General features: G+C 64.8%; 16 protein-coding genes and 1 pseudogene. 4 read left to right on the top strand and 13 right to left on the bottom strand.

Going from position 1 to position 20,469, the window contains the following annotated elements; genetic code table 11:
* Positions 1–53: 53 nt before the first annotated feature.
* The 5 genes and pseudogenes from FRAAU_RS14450 to FRAAU_RS18055 all read right to left on the bottom strand — a co-directional run.
* Positions 54–1,787 carry a bifunctional sulfate adenylyltransferase/adenylylsulfate kinase gene (locus FRAAU_RS14450; RefSeq protein ID WP_014404256.1) on the bottom strand — a complete coding sequence of 578 codons (1,734 nt, stop codon included), beginning with the start codon at positions 1,785–1,787 and terminating at the stop codon, positions 54–56.
* Between the two features lie 46 nt (positions 1,788–1,833).
* On the bottom strand, positions 1,834–2,562 hold the full coding sequence (locus FRAAU_RS14445; protein ID WP_014404255.1) for a phosphoadenylyl-sulfate reductase: 729 nt from the start codon (positions 2,560–2,562) through the stop codon (positions 1,834–1,836).
* Positions 2,559–4,265, bottom strand: coding sequence for an assimilatory sulfite reductase (NADPH) hemoprotein subunit (gene cysI, locus FRAAU_RS14440; protein ID WP_014404254.1), 1,707 nt, complete (start codon positions 4,263–4,265; stop codon positions 2,559–2,561). Before cysI ends, FRAAU_RS14445 begins: the two co-directional genes overlap by 4 nt.
* Before the next feature lie 10 nt (positions 4,266–4,275).
* Complete coding sequence (locus FRAAU_RS14435; RefSeq protein WP_014404253.1) at positions 4,276–6,063, bottom strand: assimilatory sulfite reductase (NADPH) flavoprotein subunit; 1,788 nt, start codon at positions 6,061–6,063, stop codon at positions 4,276–4,278.
* A 449-nt stretch (positions 6,064–6,512) separates the two neighbouring features.
* A pseudogene (locus tag FRAAU_RS18055) lies at positions 6,513–7,049 on the bottom strand (sulfotransferase); the annotation flags it as partial.
* Between the two features lie 308 nt (positions 7,050–7,357).
* Between FRAAU_RS18055 and glnE the strand changes: the two are divergent.
* Positions 7,358–10,207 carry a bifunctional [glutamate--ammonia ligase]-adenylyl-L-tyrosine phosphorylase/[glutamate--ammonia-ligase] adenylyltransferase gene (glnE, locus tag FRAAU_RS14425; RefSeq protein WP_014404251.1) on the top strand — a complete coding sequence of 950 codons (2,850 nt, stop codon included), beginning with the start codon at positions 7,358–7,360 and terminating at the stop codon, positions 10,205–10,207.
* Positions 10,208–10,249: 42 nt separating this feature from the next.
* Here the strand turns inward: glnE and FRAAU_RS14420 are convergent, their stop codons facing one another.
* The 5 genes from FRAAU_RS14420 to FRAAU_RS14400 all read right to left on the bottom strand — a co-directional run bounded on the left by FRAAU_RS14420 (position 10,250) and on the right by FRAAU_RS14400 (position 16,377).
* On the bottom strand, positions 10,250–13,060 hold the full coding sequence (locus tag FRAAU_RS14420) for a valine--tRNA ligase (RefSeq protein ID WP_014404250.1): 2,811 nt from the start codon (positions 13,058–13,060) through the stop codon (positions 10,250–10,252).
* Positions 13,061–13,264: 204 nt separating this feature from the next.
* Complete coding sequence (gene hemE, locus FRAAU_RS14415; protein WP_014404249.1) at positions 13,265–14,332, bottom strand: uroporphyrinogen decarboxylase; 1,068 nt, start codon at positions 14,330–14,332, stop codon at positions 13,265–13,267.
* A gap of 39 nt (positions 14,333–14,371) precedes the next feature.
* Complete coding sequence (locus tag FRAAU_RS14410) at positions 14,372–14,629, bottom strand: WGR domain-containing protein (RefSeq protein ID WP_014404248.1); 258 nt, start codon at positions 14,627–14,629, stop codon at positions 14,372–14,374.
* Positions 14,630–14,698: 69 nt separating this feature from the next.
* Positions 14,699–15,814: a 3-dehydroquinate synthase gene (aroB, locus tag FRAAU_RS14405; RefSeq protein ID WP_041270614.1), complete on the bottom strand. Its 1,116-nt coding sequence runs from the start codon at positions 15,812–15,814 to the stop codon at positions 14,699–14,701.
* 14 nt (positions 15,815–15,828) lie between these two features.
* Positions 15,829–16,377 carry a shikimate kinase gene (locus FRAAU_RS14400; protein WP_014404246.1) on the bottom strand — a complete coding sequence of 183 codons (549 nt, stop codon included), beginning with the start codon at positions 16,375–16,377 and terminating at the stop codon, positions 15,829–15,831.
* Between FRAAU_RS14400 and FRAAU_RS14395 the strand changes: the two genes are divergently transcribed.
* Positions 16,368–17,240 carry an NAD-dependent epimerase/dehydratase family protein gene (locus FRAAU_RS14395; protein ID WP_052317921.1) on the top strand — a complete coding sequence of 291 codons (873 nt, stop codon included), beginning with the start codon at positions 16,368–16,370 and terminating at the stop codon, positions 17,238–17,240. The two genes, FRAAU_RS14400 and FRAAU_RS14395, sit on opposite strands and share 10 nt — an antisense overlap.
* Positions 17,241–17,259: 19 nt before the next feature.
* Here FRAAU_RS14395 and FRAAU_RS14390 read toward each other — a convergent pair whose 3' ends face one another.
* A complete protein-coding gene (locus tag FRAAU_RS14390) occupies positions 17,260–18,126 on the bottom strand; it encodes a kinase (protein ID WP_014404244.1) in 867 nt (288 codons plus the stop codon).
* 44 nt (positions 18,127–18,170) lie between these two features.
* Between FRAAU_RS14390 and pdxH the strand changes: the two genes are divergently transcribed.
* Positions 18,171–18,761: a pyridoxamine 5'-phosphate oxidase gene (gene pdxH, locus FRAAU_RS14385; RefSeq protein ID WP_041270613.1), complete on the top strand. Its 591-nt coding sequence runs from the start codon at positions 18,171–18,173 to the stop codon at positions 18,759–18,761.
* A gap of 21 nt (positions 18,762–18,782) precedes the next feature.
* The gene (locus FRAAU_RS14380; RefSeq protein ID WP_014404242.1) at positions 18,783–19,196 is read left to right on the top strand and encodes a secondary thiamine-phosphate synthase enzyme YjbQ; all 414 of its coding nucleotides are present in this window, start codon (positions 18,783–18,785) and stop codon (positions 19,194–19,196) included.
* A 110-nt stretch (positions 19,197–19,306) separates the two neighbouring features.
* Here the strand turns inward: FRAAU_RS14380 and FRAAU_RS17025 are convergent, their stop codons facing one another.
* The gene (locus FRAAU_RS17025) at positions 19,307–19,456 is read right to left on the bottom strand and encodes a DUF2474 family protein (RefSeq protein ID WP_014404241.1); all 150 of its coding nucleotides are present in this window, start codon (positions 19,454–19,456) and stop codon (positions 19,307–19,309) included.
* Entirely contained in the window at positions 19,456–20,463 is a 1,008-nt protein-coding gene (gene cydB, locus FRAAU_RS14375; protein WP_014404240.1) for a cytochrome d ubiquinol oxidase subunit II, read from the bottom strand. The genes FRAAU_RS17025 and cydB overlap by 1 nt, the downstream gene beginning before the upstream one ends.
* Between the last annotated feature and the right edge of the window lie 6 nt (positions 20,464–20,469).

The following is a 20,469-nucleotide window of genomic DNA, read 5'->3' as shown; positions in this document are numbered from 1 at the left end:
CCTGCATCTGATGCGCTTCGGCGGTGACGAGGCATCACCGCCGGACCGGATGACTACAGCAGTTGTTCGGCCCGCAGCCAGGTGACGATGCGGTGTGCGGCATCCAGTGCGGACTCCTGACTGGCATCAATCCGCAATTCAGGGCTGGCCGGAATTTCATAGGGATCGTCGATGCCGGTGAAGCCGCTCAGTTTGCCGGCCCGGGCCTTGGCATACAGGCCCTTGCGGTCGCGCTGCTCGCATACCTCCAACGGGGTGGCGACATGGATCTCCACGAAGCGGCCATGGGTCTCGACCAAGGCCCTGGCCTGGGCTCGGGCTTCGGCATACGGCGCGATCGGTGCGCATATCGCGATGCCGCCATGGCGTACCACTTCGCTGGCGACATAACCGATGCGGGCGATGTTCGTATCGCGATCTTCCCGCGAAAAGCCCAGCCCCTTGGACAGATGCAGTCGGACCTCATCGCCGTCCAGCACGGTGATGGCGCGACTGCCGGTTTCAAGCAGATGGGCGACCACGGCCTGGGCCAGCGTGGATTTTCCGGAGCCCGACAGACCGGTGAAAAACAGGGTGAAGCCAGGGCGCGCACCGGCCGGATGACGCTCGCGCAGGATCCGGACCACATCGGGAAAGGTGAACCAGGCCGGGATGTCTTCGCCTTGATGAAGTCGTCGGCGCAGCTCGGTACCCGAGATGTCGCGGACTTCATCTTCGGCCGTCACCTCGGGGGCGGGCAGGTAGGCATCGCGATTGGCGGCATAGACCATGGCAGGGAAGGTCACCACCTCGATGCCCAGCTCGTGCTGGTAGCGGGCGATCAGTTCATGGGCCTCGAAGGGGCCATAGAATGGCTGCCCCTGCGAGTTCTTGCCCGGGCCGGCATGGTCACGGCCCACAATGAAATGGCTGGCGCCGAAATTCTGGCGGATCAGGGCATGCCACAGCGCCTCGCGCGGGCCACCCATCCGCATCGCCAGCGGCAGCAGCGACAGCGCGGCCTGACCTTCGGGATAATGCGGCAGCAGGGCCTGGTAGCAGCGGACCCGGGTGTAATGGTCGATGTCGCCGGGCTTGGTCCGGCCGACCACCGGCTGGATCAGCAGGCGGGCACCGACTTTTTCGGCCGCGCGCAGGGTCAGTTCGCGATGGGCGCGGTGCATGGGGTTGCGGGTCTGGAAGGCGACGATACGGTCCCAGCCCTGGCCGGCGAACCATTCGCGCAATTGCCGCGGGCTGCGGCGCAGAGGCACGAAATCATAATGTGCCGGCAGCTGGATGCCGAGCAGGCGGCCGCCGAGGTTGACCGGATGGTTGCGGTCCAGCAGCTCGGCCACGCCGGGATGCAGTCGGTCGGTACTGCCGAACACCTGTCGTGCCTCGTGCTCACGGTCAGGGCGATAGATGTCGCTGATTTCCAGCACGGCCAGGGGTGTGCCCTGGGTGTCGTTCAGGCTCAGCTCTCCGCCGAGCAGCAGCTGGGCGGCAAGGGTTTCAGGGACGTCCAAGGTGATCGGCATCGGCCACAGCGTGCCGTCGGCCAGCCGCAGATGATCAACGACGCTGCGGTAGTCCTCCTCGCCCAGAAAGCCGGTCAGTGGCGAGAAGCCACCATTGAGCAGCAGTTCCAGATCGCACAGCTGCCGTTCGGAAAGCGTCCACTGCGGAAGCTGCGCGGCCCGTTTCTTCAAGGCTTCGGCGGCTTCCAGCGGCAGATACAGTTCGCGGAGATGGCCGCCGTGAGGCGCGATCAGAGCGGAGGGTGATGCGGCAAGAGATGCGTTCATGGTGTCCTGGTCAACGGTGGTACGGACGTAATGGCATGGCGGAGCATCAGACGTCCAGATGCAGTCCGCATTCGCGTTTCAATCCGAAGAAACGGGTATCTTCCTCGCGCATGCCGGGTTCCAGGCGTGCGCTGGTGTGCGAGTCACCGATCGAAACATAGCCTTGCTCCCACAGGGGGTGATAAGGCAGATCATGGGTCTTCAGATACAGGCCGATGTCGCGATCGCTCCAGTCCAGCAGAGGATGGACCTTCCAGCGCCCATGACTGTGCTCCAGATATTGCCGCTCGGCGCGGCTTTCCGACTGGCTGCGGCGCAGACCGGCGTACCAGCTGCGGACATCGAGGCCTTCAAGCATGCGCAGCATCGGCTCGACCTTGACGATCCGGTTGTAATGCTCGATGCCGGCCACGCCCTGTTCCCACAGCCGGCCATGTCGGGCTTCCAGCCAGGCCGGGCTCAGCAGGGGGCGGCCGACAACGAGGTTCAGGCGCAGCCGCTCGGTCAGCTGGTCGATGAATCGATAGGTTTCCGGAAACAGATAGCCGGTATCGATAAGAATTACCGGGATGCCTGGTTGCAGCCGGGTCAGCAGATGCAGGCTTACGGCGGACTGCGCGCCGAAGCTGGAGGACAAGACCTGCGGTCCGGGCAGGTGCTGCAGTGCCCAGCCGACCCGCGCCTCGGCGGACTGAGCAGCCAGCCACTGGTTCAGTGCGACCCGTGCTCCGGGGTCGGCCAGAGCTTGTTCTGCCGAGATATCCGGAGCGTTCATGCGTATTCGACCACGTTCAGGACATGTACGGCTTCGGGCAGCAGCTCCTGCCGCAGCAGGAAGTCACCGAAATATTCAGCCTCATGCCGTTCCCGGGCATACCGGGCCAGCAGCACGTCCAGCTCGGCCAGAATGTCCGGTTCGGCGATATTTTCGCGGAACAGGCGATTCAGGCGCAGCCCCTGGAAGTCGGCCCCCAGACGCAGGTCGTAACGGCCGGGACCGCGTCCCACCAGCGCGATTTCTCCCAGATACGGGCGTGAGCAGCCATTGGGGCAGCCGGACAGGCGGAATACGATGGGCGCATCGGTCAGGCCGTGCTTGTCCAGCAGGGCTTCCAGGCGAGGCAACAGCAGCGGCAGATAGCGTTCGCTCTCGGCCATCGCCAAGGCGCAGGTCGGCAAGGCCACGCAGGCGACACTGTTGCGACGCAGGCCGCTTTGCCGGGCGTAGCCGGTCAGGCCGAACTGCTCGACCAGCCGGTCGATGCTTGCCCGTTGATCGGCCGGCACATTGGCGATGATCAGGTTCTGGTTGCAGGTCATCCGGAAGTCGCCCTGGTGAATCCGGGCGATTTCCCGCAACCCTGTCAGCCAGGGCCGAGCCTCGGTATCGGCGATTCGCCCGGCTTCGGTTCGCAGGGTCAGATGCCAGCGGCCGTCATCGCCCTGCAACCAGCCAAAGCGATCGCCATTGTGTTCGAAATGCCAAGGGCGGGATGCTGTCAATGCAGCTCCCAGGCGCTGCTCCACCTCGTGTACGAACCACTCCAGTCCACGGTGATCAATGGTGTATTTCAGGCGGGCATGCTTGCGGACCTGGCGATTGCCGAAATCGCGCTGCACCTCGATCACGGCCTCGGCAAGCCGCAGCAGCTGATCGGGACGGACAAAGCCGATGATGCTGGCCAATCGCGGATAGGTGCTGGCGTCGCCGTGGGTGGTCCCCATGCCGCCGCCAACGGCGACGTTGAAGCCCTGAAGCCGCCCTTCCTCGATGATGGCGATCAGGCCCAGATCCTGGGCGAAGACGTCGACATCATTGGTAGGGGGAATGGCGATGCCGATCTTGAATTTGCGCGGCAGGTAAGTGGGGCCATACAGGGGTTCCTGCTCGGGCTCGCCGCCGACGACCGGTTCGCCGTCCAGCCAGATCTCGTGATAGGCGCGGGTCTTCGGCTTCAGGTGTTCCGACAACCGACTGGCCCATTCCAGTGCCAGCCGATGGGCCGAGGATTCCACAGGATTTGCGCTGCTGACCACATTGCGATTGACATCGCCACAGGCCGCAACCGTGCTGATCAAGGCCTGGTTGATGGCTGCCATCGTCTTTTTCAGATGGCGCTTGATCACACCGTGCAGCTGGAAGGTCTGGCGGGTGGTGATGCGCAGACTGTGATTGGCCCAGGTGGTGGCGATCTCGTCGAAGGCCAGCCATTGCTGCGGGCTTACCACGCCGCCGGCGATGCGGGCCCTGATCATGAACTGCCAAGCCGGCTCCAGTTTCTGCTGCCTCCGTGGCTCGCGAAGATCCCGGTCATCCTGCTGATAGCTGCCATGAAATTTCAGGATCTTGTTGTCATCTTCGCTGATCGATCCAGTGGTTTCGTCGGCGAGTCCCTCCACCAGGGTGCCGCGCAGGAAATGGCTGCGGGCTTTGATCTCTTCAACCGATTCGGTGGGCTTGCTGGTGATGACACTCATGACAACACTCTCAATAGACGTCGCGGAGGTAGCGGCCTTGTTGCTGCAGCTCGTCGATCCAGGTCCGGGCCGCAGCATCCGACCGATGGCCATGCTCTCTGGCAATGCCGATCAGAGTCTCGTGCACGTCGCGGGCCATGTGAATGGCATCGCCGCAGACGTAAAGATGGGCGCCTGCCAGCAGCCACCCATATATCTTCGCACCTTGCTCACGCAGCCGGTGCTGGACATAAACTTTGTGATCCTGATCGCGGGAGAAAGCCACATCCAGACGATGCAGATGACCGGCCCGCAATGCATCATGCCATTCCAGCTGGTACAGGAAGTCGGTATAGGCATGCGGGTTGCCGAAGATCAGCCAGTTGCGGCCGTGCCCTTGCTGCAGGCTGCGCTCCTGGACAAAAGCCCTGAATGGAGCCACTCCGGTACCAGGACCGATCATGATGATGTCCCGATCAGGATCGGCCGGCAGCCGAAAGCGGTCGTTGGCCTCGATAAAGACCGAGGCGCTCGCTCCTTCGACGAGCCTTTGCAGGTGATGACTGGCAACGCCCCAGCGGGGGCCTCGCTCCGTTTCATCATAAACATGGGCTACGGTCAGGTGGACTTCCTCATCCACCGCCTGGTAGCTGGAGGCGATCGAATACATGCGCGGGGCCAACGGCCGCAGTTGCCGTACCAAGGCCTCGGCAGACCAGGGGGCCGGATGTTCCAGCAGGATGTCCAGCAACTGCCGTGTTTCAATCAGGGCGCTGAAAGCCTCGCGTGCGGAAGGTTCCAGCACTGCGCGCAGCTCGGCTGATCCGCTCAAGCTCGCATGGGCTTGCAGAAAGGGCCGGGTCAGCACGGTCAGCTCCCGACGTTCGGTCAGCCAGGTGCGCAAGGGCAATGTGGTGTCATCGATGCGGACCGGCTCGTCCGGATCCAGACCGGTGCTCGCCAGCACGGCGTCGACCAGAGCCGGGTCCTGGGTAGCCCAGACCCCCAGCGCATCACCGGGTTCGTAGCTGAGTCCGGAGCCGGCCAGCGAGAGTTCCAGGTGGCGGATGTCGCGGTCGCTGCCCTGGCCAGTGATGGCCTGGTTTGTCAGTACTTCCGCCATGAAGGGGCGGTCCCGACCATACCCCCCCGGCAGGGGATCGACCTCGACTCTCGCAGGAACTTCCGGCGACGGTGAGCCCGCGGCCTTTGCGGCGTGAGCCAGTGCCTGGTCGAGCCAGCCCCGGGAGACGGTCTCGATATCGACATCGGCATCACCTCGGGGGAACAGGCGATGCCCACCCAAGGCGGCAAGACGCTCATCCATGCGCCGACCGATGGCGCAGAATTCCGGGTAGCTGGAATCACCCAGGCCCAGTACCGCATAACGCAGTTCGGGGAGTTGAGGAGCTCGGCGCCCCTCGATGAATTCGAGCAGCCCGCGGGCATCGTCGGGTGGATCTCCCTCACCCTGTGTGCTGATCACCAGGTACAGCAGTCGCTCCTGCTTCAGCTCGCGCAGCGAATAATTGTCGGCGCGGATCAGTCTCACCGACAGGCCGGCCTGTTCGGCACGGTGGGTCAGGGTCTCGGCTACGCGTTTGGCATTGCCGGTCTGGCTGCCGTAGAGCACAGTGATCGGGGACAAGAACCCGGTCCGGATGTCAGTGGACTCCGGCTTGGAGAGCGTGGTGCGACTGGCGATGCCGGCGATATAACCAGAGAGCCATTGCAGTGCGGTACCATCCAGACCTTCGAGCAGGTGCTCGAGTTGCTGCAGGGTTGCCGTAGCGACAGGAGTAGACACGGGTGCAGGCATGGTGATCAGCTTTTTTCGCGGACCCTCCGCCACGCTGGGAGGTATAGACGTCCATGGATGTCGATCCGGTATTGTACCTTTCTTTGGCCGATGCAGGTTAGATCCCTGATCTTATGTGCTTATGCTCAAAGGTTTGGTTGACCTGCCATCAATGCATCGCTTTCCAAGGCATCATGCCGGGATGCCGGAGACTTTGGCATCGTGCAGGGCCGTCAGCTTGGCATAGGGGATGAGGCGTTGCTGCAGCAGTTGCTGCAGCTTGGGCCCGAACAGCTGAGCCACCTTGTCCACGGTATCGCGAACCTTGCCATCCAGTGCACTCTGCTTCCAGGGTTCCTTTCAAGGCTGGCAACAGCATGGTGGCTGGAGGCGGCCAGTCCCGCGCGGGGATCCAGTGAGAGGAAATGCCGAAGGCGCTCCCACTCGCCTGCGGGATTGGCCGTCAGCCGGTCATGAAACACGAAATGGTGGCGTGGCTGGCCCATGTATCTGGCATGGATTTCGGCTGCGCGATTCCATTGCTTGATCAGATAGCCCAGTGGACTGCTGAAGGGCAAGCCCGGGTAGCGCAGGTGTGCATCCAGCGTGGAGGCGATGACCTGCTCGCCCTGATGCAGCACATGCACAAACAGAGCGCCGTCGATGTCCCTCGATATCTCAGGCAGATACAGAAGATGGAGCGGGGTCTTTTCGGCCCAGCTCCGGCACTGTGCAGCTTGAGCGGCCTGGTCGATAGCGGCGGCGAAGGTACGGGTGGCCTGCCGCAGGGTCAGTCTCGGCTGCAGGGCCGTCAGGGGACAGGCGATTTCTCTCGCCATCCGGTCAAGATGGTTGCGCGCCGATTTGGGGGTCAGTTGCAGACGCCGCTTCCAGTCCCGGGACACAGGCCCACAGCCCGGATCTTCCAGGCGCTGGCGGTGATCGCGGTAGAGTTTCTGGAAGAAAAAGGTTTCCGGCAAGGTATAGACATCGGGATGCCGACCCATCATGGCCTGCACGATGGTGGTCCCGGAGCGAGGGTGTCCGACAATGAAAATGCGTTGCATGCTCTGATATCGGGAGCGGACTGCCAGATTACCTGGCGGTCGGATCCGCCCCTCTTTCAGATCGATAAGACGGCAAACGTATGAAAAACCACCGTGTTGACAGCCGGGTAGCGTAAAATCCTCCCGGCTTGCATTCGGACGCTGGCGGTGACCGCCGGCCATGAGGGGATGAATGGGGCGGACCGGGCTGCGGTGATTTGCCGAGTCTGTTGTTTAAACCGCACGAACTCAAGATATTGGCGTTTGGAATGAGCTCACTGACGAGTACTGTCTGGTCTGCCGACCTTCGCCTGCTGGTGGATGATCGTTATTCGCGTCTGATGACGCGTTGCCGGGAAGCCGGCATCCCTTTCCATGACGATGCCGGCGTGGCCGAGAGGGTGTGTGCCACCTTGCTGGCCAGCGATTTCGCCTTTGATGTGTGGCTGCGCCAGCCGGAATGGCTGGCCCCGCAGGGCATCGCCTGGCTGAGCGGCGAGACGGATGCCTCGGTACGACTGGCCGAGATGGTCTTGCCCGCCGATGAGGCCGGATGCATGGCGGCTTTGCGGCGCTTTCGCCATGGCGAGGCGCTGCGGCTGATCTTCCGTGACGTCAATGGCCTGGATTCCGTGGAGGAGACGCTGGCCGCCACCAGCGCCTTGTATCAGGGCTTGACCGAAACGGCGCTGGACTGGTCCGAGCAGGCGATGCAGCCGCGTTTCGGTCTGGCGCGCAACGCGGAGGGCGAGCGCCAGCGTCTGGTGGTGATGGGCCTGGGCAAGCTGGGCGGCAGCGAGCTGAATTTTTCCTCTGATATCGACCTGATTCTCGGTTATCCGCAAGCCGGTCACAGCGACGGCCGGCACTCCCTGGACAACAGCGAATATTTTCTGCGGCTGAGCCGGCAACTGGTGCGCCTGCTGGCCGAACCGAGCACCGAAGGGATCTGCGCGCGCGTCGACCTGCGCCTGCGGCCGTACGGCCAGGCGGGCCGTATCGCCTTGTCCTTCGACGCGATGGAACATTATTACCAGCACGAAGGGCGCGACTGGGAACGTTATGCCTGGATCAAGGCCCGTACCGTGGCCGGCGACCGGCAGGCCGGGCGGCAGTTGAAGGAGCGGTTGCGGCCCTTCGTATACCGCCGCTATCTGGATTACACCGCGTTTGCCGGCCTGCGCGAGATGAAGGCGCTGATCGATCGCGAGGTGGCGCGCAAGGACCTCAAAGCCAATCTCAAACTGGGGCCCGGCGGCATCCGTGAAATCGAATTCGTGGTGCAGCTCAACCAGATGATCCGCGGCGGCCGCGAGCCCGGTCTGCGGGTGCAAGGGCTGCTGCCGGCGCTGGCCCACTGCGAGGCGCGGGGCTTTGTTGCCGCGCGCAGCGCCCGGGTGCTGCGTGAGGCCTACCTCTTTCTCCGTCAGCTGGAAAACCGGCTGCAGATGCTGCGTGACATGCAGACCCATACGATTCCTGCCGATGCGCTGTCGCGGGAACGGGTGGCCCTGGGCATGGGGTATCCGGACTGGGCCGCGCTGGAACTGGCGCTGGCCGGGCATCGGGAGCGGGTCAGCGAAGAGTTTGCTGCGGCGCTGGTCCCCGAGGACGGTGCCGCCTCGCCGGCTCCGACGGCGGAGCAAGGGCTCTGGCAGCGCGCCGTCGAGGGCGAGCTGGGCGAGGCCGATGCCGTGGGCGCCGGGCTGGCCTCCGGTGCAGCCAACCTTTTGACCCACCTGGCCCAGGCTCCTCAGGTGCGGGCCATGTCCGAGCGTGGGCGGGAGCGGCTGGACCGGCTGATGCCGCGGCTGTTGCAGGAGCTGCGCGGTTGCCGGTCAGAGCCGGCGGTACTGGATCGACTGACCCGGCTGATCCAGGCAGTGGCGCGCAGGGCTTCGTATCTGGCCTTGCTGGAAGAACAGCCGGCGGCCCGTCGTCGCCTGCTGCGGCTGTTCGATCGCAGCGCGTTTCTGGCCGAGCAGGTGATTGCCCAGCCTTTGCTGCTGGATGACGTGTTCGATCCACGCATCGATCAGCTGCCCCTGGACAGTGACGCGATCACGGCCGAGTTGAACCGGGTACTGGACACCCTGGAAGAACGCGAAGCCGGGGTCGAGCTTGAACGATTGAATGAGCTAAAGGCCAGTCTGGCCTTCAGGATCGGGCTGGCTTTTGATGACGGGCGAGCGGGAGGCACGGTCAGTGCCTGGCGGCTGGCCGCGGTGGCCGAGTCCATGGTCCGGGCCGTCACTGCGCTGGCCGCGCGTGAGCTGAAGGCCCAGCATGGCCGCCTGCCGGGAACCGGGCTGGGCTTCGCGGTACTGGGCTATGGCAGCCTGGGCGGCATGGAGCTGGGCCTGGCCTCGGATCTGGATCTGGTCTTCATCTATGACGGAGCCCAGGCCGAGGCCGCCAGTGACGGTCCGCGGGCACTGGTCGGCGTGCATTGGTATCTGCGGATGGCCCAGCGCATCATCAACTGGCTCAGCGTACTGACCCGGGCCGGCCGTCTGTACGAGGTGGATCCGCGGCTGCGGCCGGATGGCGCCAAGGGATTGCTGGTGGTGAGTCTGGAAGCGTTCGCCAGCTATCAGCGTGACCGGGCCTGGACCTGGGAGCACCAGGCTCTGGTCCGGGCTCGCCCGGTGGCGGGAGACATGGCGCTGTGCCGGCGTTTTGCGGAGATTCGCCGGCAGGTGCTGAGCCGTCCCGCCGAGCTCGGGGTGGTCCTGCCCCAGATCAGCGAAATGCGCCGCCGCTGGCGCAGCGAACGCGACCGTTCACGACCGGGCTGGCGGGATCTGAAGCAAGGGCATGGCACCCTGATCGATATCGAGTTTCTGTTGCAGGCCTTGGTGCTGCAACATGCGGCACGCATTCCGGCGCTGCTGGAAGTGACGGCCAGCGCGGACCTGATCGCGGTCTGCGGTCGCCATGGGCTGCTGGACGAGATGCAGTGCCAGGGTCTGCTGGATGCTCATGAGGCCCTGCTCAAGCTGGCACTGGCCTCGACCCTGGATCTGCGTACCCGGATCGCGGCCGATGACGCCCCATTGCAGGCGCTGGCCGCGGAAGTCATGACCATCTCCCGGGAGATGGGCCTGCCGCCGGATTGAAGCCGCCCCGGTCCGTCCGCAGGGACTGACCGGGGCAGGGGATCAGGCTTCGAGCTGCTGCAACTGCAGCTGCAGGCCATCCTGCTGCACGGTCCAGTCGGCGATCCGCTGCCGCTCCTGAGCCACCACCTCGGCCGGGGCATTGGCGACAAATTTCTCGTTGCGCAGCTTGCCTTCGCACTTGGCGATTTCGCCGCGAATCTTGCCGATCTCCTTTTGCAGCCGGGTCTTCTCGGCGTCCAGATCGATCAGCCCGGCGAGGGGGATCAGCAGGCGCAGGCTGCCGACCACGGCGGCGGCACTGGCCGGCTCCGGCGTCGGTACCGGCTGCGGGGCCTCGACCCGGGCCAGCACCTGGATCTGGGAGGCAAATCGGGCCAGTCGCTGCTGGTCGCTGGCATCGCCACCGGCGATCAGCAAGGGAATGGTCTTGCCCGGGGCGATATTCATTTCCGAGCGGATCCGGCGGATGCCGGTCAGCACCTGCTTGAACCATTCGATATCGGCACTGGCGGCGGCATCCTCCGGCAGAGCGCCGGCATCCGGCCAGGCTTGCTGCAGCAGGCCGGTGGCCTCCAGTCCCAGGCGCGGCGCCACCGACTGCCATATTTCCTCGGTGATGAACGGCACCAGCGGATGCAGCATCCGCAGCGCGGTTTCCAGCACCACCAGCAGGGTGTGCCGGGTCGAGGCGGCCGCGATGGCGTCATTGCCCTGCAGGGCCGGCTTGGCCAGTTCCAGGAACCAGTCGCAGTATTCGTTCCACACGAATTCGTAGACAGCCTGGGCCAGCAGGTCGAAGCGATAGCTGGTGAAATGGCCTTCGACCTCGACCAGGGTCTGTTTCAGCCGTCCCAGGATCCAGCGCTCGGCCTCGGTCGCCGGCAGCGGGCCGGTGGCCTCGAACACCGGGGTCTCCGGCAGGTTCATCAACACGAAGCGGGCGGCGTTCCACAGCTTGTTGCAGAAGGCCTTGTAACCCTCGGCGCGCTTGATGTCGAAATTGATGGTGCGGCTGTAGCTGGCCAGCGCGGCAAAGGTGAAGCGCAGTGCATCGGTGCCGATGGCCGGGATGCCGTCCGGATAGTCTTTACGGATCCGCTTTTCGACCTTTTCGCGGACCTGGGGCAGCAGCAGGGCGCGGGTGGATTTCTCCACCAGCGGCTCCAGCTCGATGCCGTCGATCAGGTCCAGCGGATCCAGGGTATTGCCCTTGGACTTCGACATCTTCTGCCCTTCCGCATCGCGGATGATGGCATTGATATACACCTCGCGGAACGGCACCTGACCCGTGAAATACTTGGTCGCCATCACCATCCGGGCGACCCAGAAGAAGATGATGTCGAAACCGGTGACCAGGGTGGCACTGGGCAGGAAACGCTGGAACTGCTCCCATTCCAGGGCACGGTCGGTGCTGTCGCCGGGCCAGCCCAGGGTCGAGAACGGCCACAGCGCCGAACTGAACCAGGTGTCCAGCACGTCTTCGTCCTGGCGCAGTTCGCCGACGGGCGCGATGCCGGCATGGGCGCGCGCATCGGCCTCGTTTTCGCCGACAAAGCAGTTGCCGGCCTCGTCATACCAGGCCGGGATCTGATGGCCCCACCACAGCTGGCGGCTGATGCACCAGTCCTGGATATTGTCCAGCCACTGGGTATAGGTCGTGCTCCAGTTTTCCGGCACGAACTTGATCTGGCCCGAGCGCACCGCCTCCAGCGCCGGTTCGGTGATCGCCTTGCGACCGCCGGGACGACCGTCATCCAGGGTTTCGCGGGTCAGATCGACGAACCACTGGTCGGTCAGCATCGGCTCGATCACCGCGCCGGAGCGCTCGCTGACCGGCACCTGCAGCTTGTGCGGCTTGATCTCCACCAGCAGGCCGGCGGCCTCCAGATCAGCGACCACCCGCTTGCGGGCCTCGAAGCGCTCCAGGCCGCGATAGGCTTCAGGCGCGTTGTCGTTGACGTGGGCGTCCTTGTTGAAGATCTCGATCGGGGGCAGCTGATGACGCTGGCCGATGGCATAGTCATTGAAGTCGTGGGCCGGGGTGATCTTCACCGCGCCGGTACCGAATTCCGGCTCCACATAGTCGTCGGCGATCACCGGGATCAGCCGGTCGCTCAGCGGCAGACGCAGCTGACGGCCGATCAGATGGGCATAGCGCGTATCTTCCGGATGCACCGCTACAGCCACGTCACCCAGCAGGGTTTCCGGCCGGGTGGTGGCGACCACGATGGACTCGTCGCTGTCGGCCACGGCGTAGCGGATCGACCACATCGAACCTTCGCGCTCGACATTGTTCACTTCCAGATCCGATACCGCGGTGCCCAACGCCGGATCCCAGTTGACCAGACGGTTGCCGCGGTAGATCAGGCCGGCGCGGAACCACTCCACGAACACCTTGCGCACGGCGGCCGACAGGCCTTCGTCCATGGTGAAGCGCTCGCGCGACCAGTCGGCGGCGACGCCGATGCGACGCATCTGATGGGTGATGGTGGAGCCTGACTGCTCCTTCCACTGCCACACTTTCTTCAGAAATTCCGGGCGGCCCAGATCGTGGCGGGTCTTGTCTTCCAGCGCCAGCTGGTTCTCGACGATCTTCTGGGTGGCGATGCCGGCATGGTCGGTACCGACCTGCCACAAGGTGTCGTCACCGCGCATGCGATGGTAGCGGACCAGCATGTCCATCACGGTCTGCTGAAAGGCATGGCCCATGTGCAAGGTGCCGGTGACATTGGGCGGCGGCAGCAGAATGCAGTAGGGCTTGCCCTGGCCACTCGGAGTGAATACGCCGCTGGCTTCCCAGCGCGGGTACCACTTCGACTCAATCGCGTTCGGCTCGAAACTCTTGTCCATGGATATACGGCTCGCAGCGTGCCATGAGGCCGGCACGGTAGGTTGAAACGGAACCCTTCATTCTACGTGGGGGCATCCGGATAAATACAGCGCAGGCGGCAGGATGCTCCGCAGGCATCCTGCCGGAAGATGCTGCTGGATCGTGCGACCCGCTCATCACCCGATGGGGGCGGGCCGCGGAAAAGACACGCGGCCCGCCGGGCATCAGGCGCGCAGCACCCGGCCGTGGCGGTGAACCTCGTCGACCAGGCGCCTGACCTGCTCGGGATCCACTTCCGGGGTCACACCGTGGCCCAGGTTGAAGATATGGCCCGGCCCCTTGCCGTAGCTGTCCATCACGGCCCGTACTTCACGCAGCAGCACTTCAGGTGGCGCCTGCAGCAGGGCCGGGTCCAGATTGCCCTGCAGCGCGACGCGATCGGCGACGGCGGCGCGGGCATCGGCGAGGTCGATGGTCCAGTCCACGCCAAGACCGGCGCAGCCGGTATCGGCCAGTGCGGCCAGATGGGCGTTGGCACCCTTGGAGAACAGCACCACCGGCAGTTCGCGGGCCACCGGGTCGGCCTTGATCCCTGCCACCACCTGTTGCATGTGACGCAGCGAGAATTCCCTGAAGGCCGCCGGACCCAGCAGGCCGCCCCAGGTATCGAACACCATCAGGGCCTGGGCACCGGCATGGGCCTGGGCGACCAGATAGGCGGTCACCGACCGTGACAAGGTATCCAGCAGCTGATGGGCCAGGGCCGGATCACTGAAGCACAAGGCCTTCAGTCGGGCGAAGTCGCGCGAGCCCTGACCTTCGACCATGTAACAGGCCAGGGTCCAGGGGCTGCCGGAAAAACCGATCAGTGGCACTCGGCCTTTCAGTTCGCGGCGGATCAGGCTGACCGCATCCATGACATAGCGCAGCTCGCCATCCATGTCAGGCACGGCCAGCTTTTCGATCTGCGCCCGCTCGCGCAGCGGATGGGCGAAGCGCGGACCTTCCCCGGCGGCGAAGCTCAGGCCCAGGCCCATCGCGTCGGGAATGGTCAGAATGTCGGAGAACAGAATGGCCGCATCCAGCTCGAAGCGATCCAGCGGCTGCAGGGTGACTTCGCAGGCCAGTTCGGGATTCTGGGCCAGGGCCATGAAGTTGCCCGCCTTTTCGCGGGTGGCGCGGTACTCGGGCAAATAGCGACCAGCCTGACGCATGATCCACACCGGGGTGGTGTCGGTGGGCTCGCGGCGCAGGGCGCGCAGGAAACGGTCGTTTTTCAAGGCTTCAGACATGGCAATCCAGTGACTTTCCAAAGATTACGGTGGCACGCCTCAGCGGCCGGGGGCATCGGCCCCCTGGCTGAACATCACCAGGAAGCCGCGCTTCAACTGGGCATCACGATGCTTGGCAAAGGCCACCAGGGCGTCGGTGTGGCTGAGGAACTGTTCGCGTTTCAGGCTGATCCGGCCGCCCTGGATACCCCATTCGCGCAGCAGGCTCCAGCCACCGAGCAGATCCTGTTCCAGACTGAGCTGGTAGAAGCGGACCGGTTCGGAGGATTCGGGCTGGATCTGCAGATAGAGGCGCATGGAGGCTCAGGGGCAGGAGGATGGGCCTATTGTAGCCGGCTTTGTCGCTGCCCCGCGCCCTGTCCGGCTTCAGACCGGCGCGTTGATCGCGGCCTGCAGCACGCCCAGTACGGCCGCCTCGTCCACGCCCGGCACCAGTCGGGCCCGGCCGATGCCGTCCCACAAGATCAGGCGCAACTTGCCGGCCAGGTTTTTCTTGTCCAGTCGCATCAGTTGCAGCAGCGTTTCGGCCGGGGCCAGCGCGCCCGGGGCCACCGGCAGTCCCAGTTGCAGCAAGAGCCGGCGCAGTCGTCCGGTATCGGCGGCATCAGCCATGCCCAGCTGCTCGGACAGCTGGGCGGCCAGCACCATCCCGATCGCCACGGCCTCGCCATGCAGCCAGGTCTGGTAGTGTCCGGCGGTTTCCAGGGCATGGCCGAAGCTGTGCCCCAGATTCAGCAGGGCGCGCTCACCTTGCTCGGTTTCATCTCGGGCCACGACGCCGGCCTTGTAGGCTACCTTGCGGGCGATCGCCTCGATCAGCGGCGCCGGGTCGCGAGCGGCCAGGGCCTCGGCGTGATCTTCCAGCCAGCTGAAAAAAACAGGATCACCGATGGCCGCCCCCTTGACCACCTCGGCGAGGCCGGCGCGGTATTCGCGCGCGGGCAGGGTAGCCAGACTGTCGGTGTCGGCGAAGACCGCGCGGGGCTGATGAAAGGCACCGACCAGATTCTTGCCGGCCGGCAGATTGACGCCGGTCTTGCCGCCGACCGAGGAGTCGACCATGGCCAGCAAGGTGGTCGGCATCTGGATGAAATCGATGCCGCGCATCCAGCAGGCGGCGGTGAATCCCGCCATGTCGCCGACCACGCCACCGCCGAGGGCGATCACGCAGGCATCCCGTGTCGCGCCCATGCGGGCCAGCGCGCCGAGCGCCTGTTCGATATTGGCGAAGGTCTTGTAGGCCTCGCCATCATCCATCACGTAGCTGTCCCAGCTCAGGCCGCTCAGGCCGGCCTCGATCTTCGGCAGATACAGCGGAGCGATGGTGCGGTTGCTGAAGACCAGTACATGCCGGCCGCGGATGGTCTCGCGCCACGTGGCCGTGTCGCTCATCAGGCCCGGTCCGATCCACACCGGATAACGCCTGGAGCCCAGCTCGACGTCGATGCGGCGGGAAGTGGAGGCGGGCGTGATCTGGGACATGGGGTTCTCGTGACTCATGAAGTGATGGCGTTGGTCTGACGCTGCCAGTGGCGGTCAATCAGTGGAATGCTGCGGGCGGTGGCGGCGGTCACCGACTCGTATTCGCCGGGAATGCTCAGCTCGGCGAGTTCGGCATACAAGGGGGTGCGGATCCTGGCCATGGCCTGCAGCCGCTGTTCGCGGTCCTCGCCGGCCAGCAGCGGGCGGTGCCGGTCATGCTGCAGTCGGTGGAGCTGCTGTTCCACGCTGCTTTGCAGCCAGATCACCAGGCCACGCTCGCGCAGACGCTGACCATTGCGCGGATCCAGCACCGCACCCGCGCCGGTACTGAGCAGGATGCCCTGGCGCTGACTGAACTGGTCGAGCAGATCCGATTCGCGGCTGCGAAAGCCGGATTCACCTTCCAGTTCGAACACGGCGGCCACCGGGGCACCGGTGTGTTTCTCGATCTCGATGTCGAGATCGATGAATTCCAGCCGATAATGGGCGGCCAGCAAGCGACCGATGGACGTCTTGCCCGCGCCGGATGGACCAACCAGGAAAAGATTTGACGATGGATTCATACCGCCATGCTAGCAGTCTTGACCCGGCCCGGCCCGTGCTTCTGGCTGGCTGCGGTGATTTGGGCCTGCGTGTCGCGGCCAGTCTGCAGGCCCGGCAGCAGCCTGCACTGGGCCTGCGCCGCTCGCCGCCCGCCGGGCCCTCCTCGCCGGCCTGGATCCAGGCCGATCTGTGCCGCCCCGAAACCTTGACCGCCTTGCCGCGCAGCATTGACACCGTGATGTACTCGCCCACGCCAGGGGCGCGGGATCCTGCCCGTTACCATGCCGTTTTCGTGGAGGGCCTCGGCCATCTGCTGGACCGGCTGCAAGGTCACGATCTGAGGCGGGTGGTGCTGGTGTCTTCCACCGCCGTCTATGGTGATCTGGATGGCGAGTGGGGCGATGAGAGCACCGTGACCGAGCCTCTGGGCTTCAATGGCCGGGTGTTGCTGGAAGCCGAGCAGCTGTTGCAGCGGCGTTGTCCGCAGGCCGGGGTGGTGGTGCGGCTGGGGGGCATCTACGGACCCGGGCGGTTGCAGTGGCTGCGCCGCCTGCAGCAGGGTCATGTGCGCGTGCCGCGGCAAAGGCCGCACTGGTCCAACCGGATTCATGCCGATGATGCTGCGGCGCTGTTGCTGCAGCTGCTGCAGGTCGCCGAGCCGGCACCCTTGTATCTGGGCGTGGATGGCCAGCCGCTGCGGCTGGACCATTTTTATGATGCGATGGCCGTCGAGCTGGGCCTGCCCCCTCCCGCCGAAGGGCCAGCACCGACAGGGATCGGCAACAAACGGCTGGCCAGTGCGCGACTGGCCGCGCTGGGTTTTCGCCCGCGCTGGCCGGATGCGATCCATGGGTGCCGAGCCTTGCTGGCGAACATCGACTGAAGGCGCGGCTCCGGTTGTCTCAGACGCTGGCCGGGGCCTTGCGGGCAGGGGGCTGCCAGTGATGCAGGGCGACCACTCGTCGTTCAGGGTTGAACTCGACCACGCTGTCGGCCTGTTCGGGCAGGGTGCGCAAGGCATGCCGGCTGAGTCGTTCGGTATGGGCGACGAAACGGTACAGCGCGGCTTCATCCATGGCCAAAGGCAGGCGCTGTTCACGCAGATGGGCTTCCTGCTGGGCTCGCCAGTCACGCACCGTCTCCCAGTCCGGTGCCTGCAGTACCACCAGGGCATCGAACTGGCGCCACAGCGGCTGATAGCCGCGCAGTTGCTTGTTGACCCAATGCCGCCAGCTGCCGTCAGGGTCCTCGTCGCGCTCCAGGTTGTTGATGCCGGGTTCCAGCGCGGCGATCTTCTCGGGGCGCAGGCCAAGGGCCCAGCCTTCGACAATGATCAGCCGCGGCGCACGGGTGATCCTGCGCCAGCGAGAGGGCGGCATTCGGGTATCACGGGTCTTGTCATAGCGCGGCACCATGACCGGCAGTTTTTCGGAAGCTCCCGGCAAGGCGGCCAGCACCGACAGCATCAGCTCGATTTCATGGGTGCCGGGCACGCCACGGGTCTTCAGCAGGGGGTGCACATCCCTGGCCAGCGCATCACGTTCACTGCGGGCGTAGTAGAAGTCATCCAGTGACAGCACTTCCGTCGCCAGGCCGCGGGCTTCGGCCTGCTTTTGCATGTCGCGGGCCAGGGTGCTCTTGCCGCTGCCTTGCAGGCCTGAAAGGCCCAGGATGTAGGGGCGCCGCGAGCGCGCGATCCGGCCCGCGTAATGATCGAGCAGATGACCAGCCAAGGCCGGGTTCTGCGTGCTAGCATCGGTTGTCTTCATCCGCGTCCATGATGACGTTCTGCGTCACCGTTTCAATACCTTATATGTTGAAATCCGCGATCCTGGCCACCTTCAAGGACCTGCTCGAAGCTGCGGCCGCGGCCGGCGAGGCCGAGCCTGAAGCCATGTGCCTGGCCACGGCGGACGAGACCGGCCGGATCAGTGCCCGCATGGTACTGCTGAAAGGGGTGGATGTGCGTGGATTCCGCTTTTTCAGTCACCATGATAGCGACAAGGGCCGTCAGCTTGCAGCCCATCCCCGGGCGGCCTTGTGTTTCCACTGGGAAAAACTGGGTCGCGGCGTGCAGGTGAGGGTGGAAGGCATGGTCGAAAAAATCGATGCCGCCGACTCCGATGCCTATTTCGCCACCCGGCCCCGGCCCAGTCAGCTCGGGGCCTGGGCTTCGCGCCAGTCACGCGAGCTGGCTTCCCGCGAGGTGTTCGCGCAGCAGTTGGCTGAACTTGAAGACCGGTTCGAGGGGGACGAAGTGCCGCGTCCTCCGCACTGGGGTGGCTACCGGCTGAAGCCTGACCGGATCGAATTCTGGTACGGCGCCGAATTCCGGCTGCATGATCGCGACTGCTGGACGCTGGACGCGACAGGTGAGTGGCAGTGCCGGCGCTTGTATCCTTGAGATTTTGAACGGGAGGCCGACATGGCCGAGCGATTCGTCATCTCCACGCCCGGAAGGGGCTTTACCGACATCACCCGTCAGGTGGCGGCGGCGGCGGCCGCGGCGGGGCCGGTCAGCGGGGTGGTCCACGTGTTCGTGCGCCATACCAGCTGCTCGCTGCTGATCAGCGAGAATGCCGATCCCAGCGTACGCCAGGATCTGCAGCAATGGATGGCGCGGCTGGTGCCTGACGGCGATCCTGCCTACAGTCATGACATGGAAGGGCCGGATGACATGCCTGCGCATATCCGCAGCATGCTGACCGGCGTCAGTCTGACGGTCCCCTTGCTGGAAGGGCGGTTGCTGCTGGGCACCTGGCAGGGCATCTATCTGTGGGAGCATCGCCACCGGGGCCATCGGCGCGAACTGGTGGTGACCTGTCTGCCGGGCACTTGAGTCACGGGCCGGTACGGCGCCCGCCCTGGATCTGCCGTCTCCGCAAACAGCAAGGGCCCCGCCGAAGCGGGGCCCTTGCTGTTGTCAGGCATCGCGGTTGCCGGAGGCGGTCAGGAGATCTTGACCGCGCCCAGCATCAGCACCTTGAAGATCGAGGCGATGACCACGGCGCCCAGTACGCCGACCAACCACAACACCACCATCCAGCCCAGGCGTTTCGCCGTACTTGATTCCGAGGTCTGTGAAGTCGTGGTTTTCATCAGTGGTAACCCGCGTCGCCTTCACGGACCTTGCCGCGAAACACGTGGTACTGCATGAAGCTGTAGATCAGGATGATCGGCAGAATGATCACCGTGCCCACCAGCGCAAAAGCCTGGCTGGAATGGGACGAGGACGCTTCCCAGATCGTCAGGGCGGGCGGGATGATGTTCGGGAAGATACTGATGATCAGACCCGTATAGCCCAGGAACAGCAGGAACAGCGACAGCCGGAACGGGGTGTGCTCCTTGCGGCGGTTCACGGCGCGGAAGATGCCGAACACGCTGGCCAGGACCAGCACCGGCACCGGCAGGAAGTACATCAGGTTGTGGCCACCGAACCAGCGGGCGGCGACGGCAGGCTGACCGACCACGGTCCACAGGCTGACTACGGCGATGGTGCCGAGCAGGACGATGGTGATCGGCTTCATCAGCGCATACATCTTGCGCTGCAGCTCACCTTCGGTCTTGATGATCAGCCAGCCGCAACCCAGGGTTGCGTAGGTGACCAGCAGGCCGAGGCCGCAGAACAGGCTGAAGGGCGACAGCCAGTCGAAGGCACCGCCGACGAACTGCTGATGCTCGATCTTGATGCCCTGCAGCAAGGCCCCGAGGACCACGCCCTGGCAGAAGGTCGCCAGCGCCGAACCGGCGATAAAGGCCAGATCCCACAGGTGCTGGGTGCGAGTGGCCTTGGCGCGCAGCTCGAAAGCGGCTCCGCGGAAAATCAGGCCGGCCAGCATCAGGATCAGCGGCAGGTAGGTCGCCGGCAGCAGGGTCGAGTAGACCACCGGGAAGGCGCCGTACAAGCCGGCACCGCCCAGCACCATGAAGGTCTCGTTGCCGTCCCAGACCGGGGCGACCGTGTTGAGCATGACATCGCGGTCACCCTTGCCCGTCAGGAAGGGAAACAGCAGGCCGATGCCGAGATCGAAGCCGTCCAGCATGACGTAGATGAATACGCCAAGCCCGATGATGGCCGCCCAGATGGTAGGTAGATCGATATGCATGGCTTC

The sequence above is a fragment of the Frateuria aurantia DSM 6220 genome (assembly GCF_000242255.2).
GTDB classification, from domain to species: domain Bacteria; phylum Pseudomonadota; class Gammaproteobacteria; order Xanthomonadales; family Rhodanobacteraceae; genus Frateuria; species Frateuria aurantia.
Note: the sequence above shows the minus strand (reverse complement) of the source record. Positions and strands in the feature narration are given on the sequence as shown.

Excerpts from the sequence above, each read along its gene's own strand:
- FRAAU_RS14450 (WP_014404256.1), bottom strand. The coding sequence starts at position 1,787 with ATGAACGCATCTCTTGCCGCATCACCCTCCGCTCTGATCGCGCCTCAC.
- FRAAU_RS14445 (WP_014404255.1), bottom strand. The coding sequence starts at position 2,562 with ATGAACGCTCCGGATATCTCGGCAGAACAAGCTCTGGCCGACCCCGGA.
- cysI (WP_014404254.1), bottom strand. The coding sequence starts at position 4,265 with ATGAGTGTCATCACCAGCAAGCCCACCGAATCGGTTGAAGAGATCAAA.
- FRAAU_RS14435 (WP_014404253.1), bottom strand. The coding sequence starts at position 6,063 with ATGCCTGCACCCGTGTCTACTCCTGTCGCTACGGCAACCCTGCAGCAA.
- glnE (WP_014404251.1), top strand. The coding sequence starts at position 7,358 with ATGAGCTCACTGACGAGTACTGTCTGGTCTGCCGACCTTCGCCTGCTG.
- FRAAU_RS14420 (WP_014404250.1), bottom strand. The coding sequence starts at position 13,060 with ATGGACAAGAGTTTCGAGCCGAACGCGATTGAGTCGAAGTGGTACCCG.
- hemE (WP_014404249.1), bottom strand. The coding sequence starts at position 14,332 with ATGTCTGAAGCCTTGAAAAACGACCGTTTCCTGCGCGCCCTGCGCCGC.
- FRAAU_RS14410 (WP_014404248.1), bottom strand. The coding sequence starts at position 14,629 with ATGCGCCTCTATCTGCAGATCCAGCCCGAATCCTCCGAACCGGTCCGC.
- aroB (WP_041270614.1), bottom strand. The coding sequence starts at position 15,814 with ATGTCCCAGATCACGCCCGCCTCCACTTCCCGCCGCATCGACGTCGAG.
- FRAAU_RS14395 (WP_052317921.1), top strand. The coding sequence starts at position 16,368 with ATGGATTCATACCGCCATGCTAGCAGTCTTGACCCGGCCCGGCCCGTG.
- FRAAU_RS14400 (WP_014404246.1), bottom strand. The coding sequence starts at position 16,377 with ATGAATCCATCGTCAAATCTTTTCCTGGTTGGTCCATCCGGCGCGGGC.
- FRAAU_RS14390 (WP_014404244.1), bottom strand. The coding sequence starts at position 18,126 with ATGAAGACAACCGATGCTAGCACGCAGAACCCGGCCTTGGCTGGTCAT.
- pdxH (WP_041270613.1), top strand. The coding sequence starts at position 18,171 with ATGTTGAAATCCGCGATCCTGGCCACCTTCAAGGACCTGCTCGAAGCT.
- FRAAU_RS14380 (WP_014404242.1), top strand. The coding sequence starts at position 18,783 with ATGGCCGAGCGATTCGTCATCTCCACGCCCGGAAGGGGCTTTACCGAC.
- FRAAU_RS17025 (WP_014404241.1), bottom strand. The coding sequence starts at position 19,456 with ATGAAAACCACGACTTCACAGACCTCGGAATCAAGTACGGCGAAACGC.
- cydB (WP_014404240.1), bottom strand. The coding sequence starts at position 20,463 with ATGCATATCGATCTACCTACCATCTGGGCGGCCATCATCGGGCTTGGC.